The organism is Marinobacter sp. (assembly GCF_035268745.1).
Classification (GTDB): domain Bacteria; phylum Pseudomonadota; class Gammaproteobacteria; order Pseudomonadales; family Oleiphilaceae; genus Marinobacter.
This window is the reverse complement of the sequence record NZ_DATFKH010000163.1, coordinates 1-9913: the sequence shown is the minus strand read 5'-3', so window position 1 is coordinate 9913 and position 9913 is coordinate 1. Positions and strand designations below refer to the sequence as shown.

The following is a 9913-nucleotide window of genomic DNA, read 5'->3' as shown; positions in this document are numbered from 1 at the left end:
TGCGGTGGGTAATTGCTCCGAGGCCACGTCTTCCAGTTGGGGTTCACAAATTCGGTCCAGGGAGAACAGGCGGAGGGCCCCGGCATCATTGCAAAGGGCCAGCAGATACCAGTTGGATCGATAATGCAGTAGACGTTGCGGGTGAACCCGGCGGGGCCTGCTTCCGGCTCCGCTGCGGGAGTTATAGGTAAAGCTCAGCCGTTTGCCGGCCAGGGTTGCTTCCGCCACCGGGTCGAAAATCTGGTGCGGCGCCATGCGCGCCTGTATGGGTTGTATCTGGATGCGTTCGCTGATTTCCTCCGCGTCATGGCCAGACTCACCCAACAGACGTCTAATCCGATCCTTTAGCGGTGCAAGGCGGTTTCCAATCAGGCCCGGCTGAACATTTTCCAGCAACTGCTCACAGGCCAGCAGCGCATAGAGTTCGCTGGGGTTCATCCAGAACCCGGGTAATTCAAATTCTTGGGCATTGGGCGAATAGCGGTGCCCATTTGATTCCCTGCAATATTCCAGGGGTGCGCCTAGCGAGTCTCGCAGGAATTCAAAATCGCGGGTAATAGTGTTGCGGGTGGTTTCCAGTTCTTCCATGAAGGTCCGCATGGGGACCGAACGCCTGGCGGACTTCAATATTTCGTGAATTTTGTAAATACGGTCGATGCGGCTCACTCAATTTCCTTGTGACAGGTTCCCACCTGTCACAAGGCTAGCCAACCATCATGCTCTACGCCATTGATTTGCCGATAATCTGTTATTTCTGGTTCTCATCCCAGGGGTGAACCGGCAACACCGCATCACCCATGTCCGACTCGTAACTGCTGCGGAAGTAGTCCATGGCTTTTTCCGCTTCGCCCAGCTCGTCAAAGCGGGCGATGTGGTAGATCGCTTCGCCTTCATTCACCAGCGGCAGGTTGTTGACGCAGATCACGATGCCGGAACAGGGGGACAGAACCGAGGTTTCGGATTCACCGAAGGGGTCGGCCACCATCGCCAGCCTCTGGCCTTTGCGAACCTTTTGCCCGAGTCTGGCCACCGGGCGCATGATGCCATCAGTATCCGTTCTCACCCATTGCGAGTTGGCGGCCGTTTCCGAGCGTTTCCTCGGGGCTTTCGGGCCTTTTTTGGCGGGAATCATTGCCAGTTCACGCATAACCCGGACGACACCCCTGACGCCGCTGGAGATCACCACTTCGTCAAACCGCAGGGCTTCGCCGCCCTCGAAGGTGATTACCGGAATATCCTGGGAGTCGGCGTAAGCCCGCAGGCTGCCCTCGCGCAGGCTGGCGTTGATAATAATCGGTGCGCCGAACGCCTCCGCCATGCGAATGGTTTCGGGATGCTTCAGTTCAGCGCGGATCTGCGGCAGATTAAAGCGGTGAATCGCGCCGGTGTGAAGGTCAATAATATGAGACACATTTTCCATGATCTGGGTGCGCAGCAGGTAGGCGATACGCCCCCCCAGCGAGCCGGATTCAGTGCCGGGAAAGCAGCGGTTCAGATCGCGGCGGTCGGGCAGGTAGCGGGTGCGCTGCACAAAGCCGAAGATATTGACGATGGGCACCGCCACCAGGGTCCCCCGCAGATGGCGCAGCGCCGTATTCTTCAGCACCCGGCGTACGATTTCAACGCCGTTGATTTCGTCGCCGTGGATCGCGCCGCATACCATCATCACCGGACCCGAACGCCTGCCATGCACCACCTCCACCGGAATATGCAGGGGCGTATGGGTGTACAGCTTGGCAACCGGCACTTCCACCGTCTGGCGGGTACCCGCCGCTATTTCATGACCGGCAATAACAAAAGGTGATCTTGCTGCCACAATCAGCCGCCTCCCTTGGTGCGGGTTTTCCAGGGTTTCTGGTTGTTCTCGGTCCAGTTGATAATCATGCCCGCGACGTTCTTGCCCGTGGCTCTTTCAATACCCTCAAGACCCGGGGAGGAATTTACCTCCATCACCAGCGGGCCGCGGCTCGAGCGCAGCAAATCCACCCCCGCCACGTTCAGGCCCATGGCCTTGGCAGCACGAATGGCGGTGCTGCGCTCCTGGGGGGTGATCCTGACCAGCGATGCGGTGCCGCCCCGGTGCAGATTGGAGCGGAATTCACCCTCCCCGCCCTGGCGCTTCATGGCAGCAATAACCTTGTCGCCGATCACGAAGCAGCGGATATCGGCACCGCCGGCTTCCTTGATGAATTCCTGCACCAGGATGTCGGCTTTGAGCCCCATAAAAGCCTCGATAACACTTTCTGCGGCCTTGCGGGTCTCCGCCAGTACCACCCCGATGCCCTGGGTACCCTGCAGCAGCTTGATTACCACTGGCGCACCGCCCACCATCTCCAGCAGTTCCGGTACGTTGTCGGGTTTGTTGGCGAAGCCGGTCACCGGCATACCCACGCCCTTGCGGGCGAGCAGTTGCAGCGAGCGCAACTTGTCCCGTGAACGGGTGATGGCCACGGATTCGTTCAACGGAAAAACACCCATCATTTCGAACTGCCGCAATACCGCTGTGCCGTAGAATGTGACGGATGCACCTATGCGCGGAATCACTACGTCGAAGTTCTCCAGCACTTCTTCATGGAAATGGATTCTGGGGTCTGCCGAGGTAATGTTCATCGAACAGTGAAGGCAATCAATGACTTTCACTTCATGCCCGCGATTGACACCCTCTTCCACCAGACGCCTGGTGGAGTACAGATGGCGGTTACGCGAGAGAATCGCAATCTTCATTCGTTTTTCCTTAGCGCCGGTTCGCCGGCAAGATAGGAGCATTCAGGGATTACCAACGCCCGGCCTGCCATTGCGGTGCGGCCAAGCAACATCCGGAATCGCATTGAGTCGCGATTGGTCAGTGTCATCTCGATGGGCCATTCCTCGCCGCCGATAATCACCCGGGTTTCAATCACCAGCCGCAATTCCTGATGACCACCGGAATCGGAAACATTGCGCTCGTCCAGTATCGCAGCATCGCATTCGGCCACCTGATGCAGATTGTTCTGTACCGGGTGAACCCAGAACCGCACCCGGCGCTGGTCACCCTCGGTATAGGTTTCGGTACGAAAGGTATGCAGACAGGAAGTCCTCGCGCCGGTGTCCACCTTGGCCTTGATCCGGCCGATATCAAACTCCGGCAAGGCGACCCACTCGCGCCAGCCCAGCGTCAGCTTACCATCAACGTGGTCTGCAGCCGGTTGCTCGGGGCTCTCATCCTTTGTGGTCGACATCCGGTTCTCCCGTTGTTGTTGGCGTTTCCGGGCGCAATAACTGAGCCCGGAACGGTTCGGAATAACTTCCCGCAGGGCTGCAGCGAAAAAAGCGCCAGGACCAGGTAAAACACCAGCCGCCGCATCATCACCGTGTGGTGCCGTGACGCGCGCTCCCGCATAAAACCGGTCACGCCCCGCGCTGCAAGCGACGACAGTACGATACCAAGGACGATCAGAAAACACACTCCGATCCATTTGCCCCGTGCGATGTTGGCGACAAAGGCGGTGAAACCGGCGGCCACTATAATCCAATCAGTCCATCGCAGCGAATTAAAGACATCAGCTTTTTAAAGCTAACTGCATGATTTCAATTGAGGACCCTCCATGACGAACCTTGTCTGGTTCCGCAACGATCTGCGCATCGCAGACAATGCCGCACTGACCGCGGCCTGCAGACGGCAGGAGCCGGTTCAGGCCTGCTTTATCGTCACCCCCGGGCAGTGGCAGCAACACCACTGGTCTCCGGCGCGAGTCAGACTGGTACTCGATCACGCCAACGCAGTTTCCGGCCGCCTGGCCGAACTGGGCATCCCCATGACTTTCCTGACCGCCCCCGATTTCAGCGCAGGCATCCGCAAGCTGACAGAGCTTTGCGAGGCGCGGAGTATCAGCCATCTGCACTTCAACGAGGAGTACGGGATTAACGAAAGGCGGCGGGACAAGTCAGTGAAAGCCGCGCTGGAAGAACAGGGCGTGATGGTGAATAAATACCGCGATCAGACGGTCGCACCGGTTGGCAGCATACTCACTCAGCAGGACGAGCCCTACTCGGTATTCACGCCTTTTTCACGCAGCTGGCGCCGCTGGATCGATGATAATCAGCCAGCCGTGTTTCCGGTACCGGAAGCCGCGGGCGAGCCGGTCCGGGCTGAATCATTCAACCCCTCCGGCATCTTCCCCGATGAGTTCCCGGAACCGCCGCCAGCACTTGTCAAAACCGGCGAAGATGCCGCCCACGCCCAGCTCGAGCGCTTTCTGGATAACCGCGCAGGCAACTATAAAGCACTGAGAGATTTTCCCGCCGTCGACGGCACCAGCATGATATCGCCCTACCTCGCCAACGGGGTGCTCTCCGGCCGCCAGTGTCTGCTGGCAGCTCGCGAGCGTGCGGGCGGCGATCAGGAGGGCCTGACCACCTGGACCAGTGAAATCGCCTGGCGGGATTTCTACATCAACATTCTGTACCACTACCCCAGAATCAGCATGCGCCGAGCCTTCAAGCCCGAGACCGAATCGCTGACCTGGAACCCACCGGGTGACAACTTCGAAGCCTGGAAAAACGGCCGGACGGGTATACCCATCGTCGATGCCGCCATGCGCCAGCTCAACCAGACCGGCTGGATGCATAACCGGCTGCGGATGATTACCGCGATGTTCCTGACCAAGAACCTGTTTATCGACTGGCGCCTGGGGGAGGACTATTTCATGTCGAAACTGGCGGACGGCTTTCTCGCTTCAAACAATGGCGGCTGGCAGTGGAGTGCGTCCACCGGCACCGATGCAGCACCCTATTTCCGGGTATTCAACCCGGCCACCCAGAGCGAACGGTTTGACCCGGATGGTGATTTTATTCGCCGGTACCTGCCGGAAATCGCAAAGCTGGATAACAAGCGGATTCACCAGCCCTGGGCCGGTGGTGTTATCCCCGGTGGCTATCCCCGGCCGATCGTGGATCTGAAAGCAAGCCGGAAAGAGGCCATCGCCAGGTTTCAGGCCTTGAAGAATTAACAGCGTCGGAGCGCCCTCTGTCAGACTTCAGGACAGCCGTGGCCTGCCACCAGCCCGCTCGCCGCCTGCATTATGTGCTCACTCAGCAAGCGCAGATTTTCCTGCTGCGCCAATACCAGCGTGTTCACCGTCTCGCCATCAGCGGCTGCAGCGGCGGTTCGCAATCGGGCACTGCAGGTAAGCGGGCGCTTACCCTCATCATCCATGGCGGTCACCCGATACCGGGCCTCCAGCCAGGCCTGCTCACCGGCTACGGAATCAAAACGTGTTATCTGCAGCCGCAGGCCCACCTGCGGCGCATCGGTTGCGCCAGGCCCGAAGCCGGCAACCAGCGCACTGCGAATCTCCTCACCCAGGCTCGCACTCCACCAGTCGGAGGACAGCACCAGCAGTTCACTGTCAGCTTTTCTGATGACCAGCTCACTGCGATCAACCTGGGCCGGGACGCTGACACTGGTCACGCTGATGTCGGCCTGGCCGTAGCCCTGGATTTGCTGGGCTGGCGGCTGCATCAAAGTGTGAAACCGGACCTGGGGACTGGTGCAGGCCGCGAGGGCCAGCAGGCCCGCTACAATCAGCAGGTTTTTCAATGCCATCATGGCGTTAAAAATCGACTGTTTCATGGTCTGAGATCACTCCTGTCCTGTTGGTCCCGGCCCCGCAGCAGCGCTTCCGGGTGCCGCCGCAGATAATCCGAAAGCTGCCGCACGGATCGGGACATTCGCTCGACCTCGTTCAGGACCCGGTCGAGCTGTTCTCTTTCCGGCGAGTCAGCGGCAAACGCTTCCGCGGCTGACCCCAGCGCTGTGGAGAGAGATGCCAGAACGGTTTCCATTCTGGCGGCAAGCCTGTCAACGCCTCCCAGAGTGGTAAGAGTGGCTGGCAGCACCTCATCGTTGATCTGTTCAAGGGTCTGGTTCAGCTCCGCCAGGCCGCTGTCCAGATTGGCAGCAATGCTTTCAAAAGGCACCTTGTTCAGGCGGTCCACCAGGTTGATGAGCTGCGACTGGGCACGGTCGAGACCCGAAGGCCGGGTCGGCACACTGATGCCGCGGTTGCTGGAATCCATGGTCGCCGGTTCAGCATCGGGATAAACCTCCAGCGCGATATACAGCTTCCCCGACAGCAGATTACTGGTGCGGGCCTCGGCGCGAAGGCCCTCGCCGACAAGGCCCGCAAACAGTTCCCTGGCCGCACCACCGCCCTCATCCTGCCCGGAAGACTGTAAAAACTTCTGGTAAACATTGCCCATCAGCCGGGGATAGACAGTCGCCTCCACAATAACCGGAAAATTGCCTCCTTCGGAATCATAATCCAGGGTTATTCTGCTTACCGTCCCGATGGTCTTGCCTATGAAGCCGACTGATGCGCCTTCCTCAAGGCCCCGCAGTGACTGGGTGAAGCGCATGCGGATCTTCCGGGAAGGTCCCTTTTGCGGAGCCATCGCCTGCTCCCTGTTGCTGAACAGCTGAAACCGGGCATCAGCACCGGCGGGGGGCCTCTGCTGTCGGTCCTCGGGCGGGCTGCCAAAGGCCAGGCCCCCGGTTACCAGCGCCACCAGCGATTGCATGTCAACGTTCACTCCCCCGGTCCCAAGGTCAAGGTCAATACCGCTGGCATTCCAGAACCGTGTCGTATCTGTGACCTGACGGTCATGGGGAGCGGAAACAAACACCTCGATATTGACGCTCTCACCCGAATCCGCGAGCCCATAGGACACCACCTGTCCCACCGGCACCCTGCGATAGTAGACCGGCGAGCCCACGCTCAGGGAGCCCAGGTCACCGGCCTCGACCTGAAAGCGGCTGCCCGCCTGGTCATAGATAATCTGGGGTGGTGAATCCAGTGCCTCGAAGCTCTTGCTGGTACTGGAAGATGTTCCCGGGTCTGCCGCAATGTATCCTCCGGACAGGAGTGTCTCAAGGCCCGACACACCCGAGGCGTCTATCTGCGGCCGCACTACCCAGAACCGGGTATCCTCCCGCGTGAAAGCCTCTCCACTGCGGTTAAGCTCGACCGTGCCAATCACGCCGGAATGATCCTCGCTCAGCTTCAATTCGGTAAGCCTGCCGACAACCACATCACGATATTGCACAGGCGTCTTGCCAGCAGAGAGTCCGCCAGCGGTGGCAAAACGGATTTCGATGGTAGGCCCGATATCCTGCCAGGCACGGAAAAGCATGGACAGCCCGACCAGTGCCGCAACCAGCGGCACCAGCCACACCAGTGACACATGCCAGCGCCGCCGCTGAATTTCAGGCGGGGCTGGTTTGTTTGCCTGTGCGTCATTCATTCGCTTTTCCTGTATCCCATATCAGTCGGGGGTCAAAACTCAGGGTGGCCATCATGGTCAGCACCACAACCAGGCCAAAGTAAAGAATGCCGGGCCGCGGTTCAATGCCGCCCAGTGGCCCGAACTGGACCAGGGCGGTGAGCAGTCCGGCCACAAAGACGTCCAGCATCGACCAGTAGCCGATCAGTTCAAGCAGCCGGTAGAGCTGGGTACGCTCCTTGCGGGAGCGGGTGCTGCGCCATTGCACGGTTACCAGAAGATAGCCCAGGGCCAGGAATTTGGTCACCGGAACGCCGACACTGGCAATGAATATGATCAGTGCAATATCCCAGGCGCCCTGCTGCCAGAGCTCCACCACGCTGCCCAGTATTGTAGTGGTCGAGTCCCGGTGCAGGGCGCTGGTACGCATGATCGGCAAGGTATTGGCCGGAACATAGAGTACCAGCGCTGCCAGGGTGAGAGCCCAGGCACGGGTGATGGCGCCGGGTTTGCGGTAATGCAGTGGTGCCATGCAGCGCGCACAGTGGCTGGGACCGTTATCCATGGGAGAAGCATATTTGCAGCGGTGGCAAAGTCGCAGGTTGAGCTGTTCGGCGAATGGCGGTGTCATGATAACTGGTCCCACAGCATGCGGATATCCCGTCCGGCCACACCCACCATCAGCAGGCTTAGCGCCGCCAGGGCAAACAGGCCCGCGGCCGGCGCGGTATCGATGCGGCCAGTCAGTTTCACCACCGCCACCAGAGCACCAAGCAGGAACACCTCCAGCATGCTCCAGGGTCTGAGCACCTCAAGCAGCCGCATACAGGGCTGAAAACCGGGCGCATGGCGCTGCTTCCGGGCAAAGGCCAGCAGCCAGATCAGCAGTCCGATCTGGGCGGCGGGCACCAGAATTACCCCGAAAGCGGCGGTGACGCCGATCAGGCCTATCGAACCATCGAACAGTGCCAGAACAGCTTCCAGCAAAGTGGCGGAACCACTCTGATCGCGGGTGTAAATGCGAAGAATGGGATAAAAGCACACGAACGCCAGCAGTATGCCCGCAGTGGCGCTGAGCGCCAGCAGCTGGTCCACGCCAAGCCAGGGATGACGATCCAGCAGGGCCCCGCAACGCTGGCAGTGGGCGCGCTGGTGCCGGTCCAGCGCCTGGCGCTCGTATACCGAATCGCAGTATTCACAGATAACTAGCTGGGTCGATTCACTCATCCGGTCCTGGCCTGTATTAAAGCCTGAGTCTGGTCATACTCCGGGAGGGTTCAGCCAGTGGCCTGGCGCTGGCAGCAAACGGGGCAGCCGGGGTCGCGGGCAAGCTTCATTTCCCGCCACTCCATCTGCCAGGCGTCAAGCAGCAGCAGGCGGCCAACCAGCGGCTTGCCAACGCCGGTGATAACCTTGATGGCTTCCATTGCCTGGCAGGCACCAATCATCCCGACCAGTGGGCCAATGACCCCCGCTTGCGAACAGCTAAGCTCCTCGTTGCCCTGCTCAGAATACAGGCAGTGATAGCAAGGACTTGCGGCATCCCGCGGGTCATAGACTGAAAGCTGGCCCTCACCACGGATTGCGGCACCCGCCACCAGTGGCACACTTGCGGCCACACTTGCCCGGTTCAGGGCAAACCGGGTGGCGAAGTTATCGCTACAGTCAATGACCAGGCTGGCCGCCGCGACCTGCTGTTCAAGTTGCTGATCCGCCAACCGGGATGCAATGGCCACGACGGAAATGTCCGGGTTGAGGTTACGCACCCGGGCTGCCAGAGCCTCTGCCTTGCCTGAATCGAGGCTGTGCTGGTCGAAGGCAATCTGGCGCTGAAGGTTGGCCAGTTCAATCCGGTCGTCATCCACGATGGTCAGATGCCCTGCCCCGGCCGCCCCCAGATAGAGCGCCACGGGACAGCCCAGGCCACCAGCACCAACGATAAGCACACGGGCGGATTTCAGCCGGACCTGGCCGTTGATGTCAAAATTCGGCAGCAGAATCTGGCGGCTATAACGCAGCAGTTCTTCGTCGTCAAGCATTCAGATTGCCCCTCGGGTTATTAATCCGTACGTTAGCAAGCGAACAGGTCTTTGCAAAACACGCTGTTAATACTTTTCTGTACGCTTACTTTTTTGCTTATCAGTAAAGGTTCAAAACCGCCGGCATCCAAGCGTAAAACGGTCCCGTCGGCCGTAATCCTGTCGGGTTTCAACATTATCCAACCCGGCTTCCCGGTACAGAGTTCTTACCGCCCGGCCCTGCTCGTAACCATGCTCGATCAGCAGCCAGCCACCCTTGTTCAGCCGGGCCGGAGCAGCGCTGACGATGCGCCGGATATCGTCCAGTCCATCGGCCCCCGAGACCAGAGCGGATGCCGGTTCAAAACGGACATCACCAAGCGTCAGATGCTGGTCCTGTGCCGCCACGTAGGGTGGGTTGGAAACAATCAGATCGTAGTTTTCCGACGGCAATTCAGCAAACCAGTTGCTCAATACAACGGTCACCGGCAGCCCGAGGGTCATGGCATTCCGCGCCGCCAGCTCGACCGCCTGCTGCCGGGAATCGCAGGCCCGCACTACCCAGCCCGGACGTTCACTGGCCAGCGCCAGGGCAATGGCACCCGTGCCGGTGCCCAGGTCCAGGACGCTTGCCT

General features: G+C 59.8%; 11 protein-coding genes. 1 reads left to right on the top strand and 10 read right to left on the bottom strand.

From position 1 onward, the window contains the following. From VJ956_RS12135 to VJ956_RS12120, 4 genes are all read right to left on the bottom strand, one after another. Positions 1-666 (bottom strand): helix-turn-helix transcriptional regulator (locus VJ956_RS12135; RefSeq protein ID WP_324085290.1); only part of this gene is annotated, 666 nt, incomplete at its 3' end. 82 nt (positions 667-748) lie between these two features. Beyond that, positions 749-1816 (bottom strand): succinylglutamate desuccinylase/aspartoacylase family protein, encoded by a 1068-nt coding sequence (locus VJ956_RS12130; RefSeq protein ID WP_324085289.1) that lies wholly within the window; start codon positions 1814-1816, stop codon positions 749-751. Positions 1817-1818: 2 nt separating this feature from the next. Then, entirely contained in the window at positions 1819-2724 is a 906-nt protein-coding gene (gene rimK / locus VJ956_RS12125; protein WP_324085287.1) for a 30S ribosomal protein S6--L-glutamate ligase, read from the bottom strand. Beyond that, positions 2721-3218: an ATP-dependent zinc protease gene (locus VJ956_RS12120; RefSeq protein WP_324085285.1), complete on the bottom strand. Its 498-nt coding sequence runs from the start codon at positions 3216-3218 to the stop codon at positions 2721-2723. Before VJ956_RS12120 ends, rimK begins: the two co-directional genes overlap by 4 nt. Before the next feature lie 366 nt (positions 3219-3584). On the opposite strand from VJ956_RS12120, the gene phrB reads away from it, so the two are divergent. After that, positions 3585-4988, top strand: a complete 1404-nt coding sequence (phrB, locus tag VJ956_RS12115; RefSeq protein ID WP_324085283.1) for a deoxyribodipyrimidine photo-lyase — start codon at positions 3585-3587, stop codon at positions 4986-4988. Positions 4989-5008: 20 nt separating this feature from the next. Here the strand turns inward: phrB and VJ956_RS12110 are convergent, their stop codons facing one another. From VJ956_RS12110 to VJ956_RS12085, 6 genes are all read right to left on the bottom strand, one after another. Next, a complete protein-coding gene (locus tag VJ956_RS12110; RefSeq protein WP_324085281.1) occupies positions 5009-5611 on the bottom strand; it encodes a PqiC family protein in 603 nt (200 codons plus the stop codon). Further along, positions 5608-7281, bottom strand: a complete 1674-nt coding sequence (locus VJ956_RS12105) for an intermembrane transport protein PqiB (protein WP_324085279.1) — start codon at positions 7279-7281, stop codon at positions 5608-5610. Before VJ956_RS12105 ends, VJ956_RS12110 begins: the two co-directional genes overlap by 4 nt. Beyond that, positions 7274-7891, bottom strand: a complete 618-nt coding sequence (locus VJ956_RS12100) for a paraquat-inducible protein A (protein WP_324085276.1) — start codon at positions 7889-7891, stop codon at positions 7274-7276. The genes VJ956_RS12105 and VJ956_RS12100 overlap by 8 nt, the downstream gene beginning before the upstream one ends. Beyond that, a complete protein-coding gene (locus VJ956_RS12095) occupies positions 7888-8487 on the bottom strand; it encodes a paraquat-inducible protein A (RefSeq protein WP_324085274.1) in 600 nt (199 codons plus the stop codon). The genes VJ956_RS12100 and VJ956_RS12095 overlap by 4 nt, the downstream gene beginning before the upstream one ends. Before the next feature lie 50 nt (positions 8488-8537). After that, positions 8538-9299 (bottom strand): molybdopterin-synthase adenylyltransferase MoeB, encoded by a 762-nt coding sequence (moeB, locus tag VJ956_RS12090; protein WP_324085272.1) that lies wholly within the window; start codon positions 9297-9299, stop codon positions 8538-8540. A gap of 111 nt (positions 9300-9410) precedes the next feature. After that, on the bottom strand, positions 9411-9913 hold a 503-nt coding region (locus tag VJ956_RS12085; protein WP_324085270.1), incomplete at its 5' end, for a peptide chain release factor N(5)-glutamine methyltransferase.

Bases quoted from the DNA above. Each gene is read 5' to 3' on its own strand.
- VJ956_RS12100 (WP_324085276.1), bottom strand. From the start codon at position 7,891: ATGACACCGCCATTCGCCGAACAGCTCAACCTGCGACTTTGCCACCGC.
- VJ956_RS12095 (WP_324085274.1), bottom strand. From the start codon at position 8,487: ATGAGTGAATCGACCCAGCTAGTTATCTGTGAATACTGCGATTCGGTA.
- phrB (WP_324085283.1), top strand. From the start codon at position 3,585: ATGACGAACCTTGTCTGGTTCCGCAACGATCTGCGCATCGCAGACAAT.
- VJ956_RS12120 (WP_324085285.1), bottom strand. From the start codon at position 3,218: ATGTCGACCACAAAGGATGAGAGCCCCGAGCAACCGGCTGCAGACCAC.
- VJ956_RS12105 (WP_324085279.1), bottom strand. From the start codon at position 7,281: ATGAATGACGCACAGGCAAACAAACCAGCCCCGCCTGAAATTCAGCGG.
- VJ956_RS12110 (WP_324085281.1), bottom strand. From the start codon at position 5,611: ATGAAACAGTCGATTTTTAACGCCATGATGGCATTGAAAAACCTGCTG.
- rimK (WP_324085287.1), bottom strand. From the start codon at position 2,724: ATGAAGATTGCGATTCTCTCGCGTAACCGCCATCTGTACTCCACCAGG.
- moeB (WP_324085272.1), bottom strand. From the start codon at position 9,299: ATGCTTGACGACGAAGAACTGCTGCGTTATAGCCGCCAGATTCTGCTG.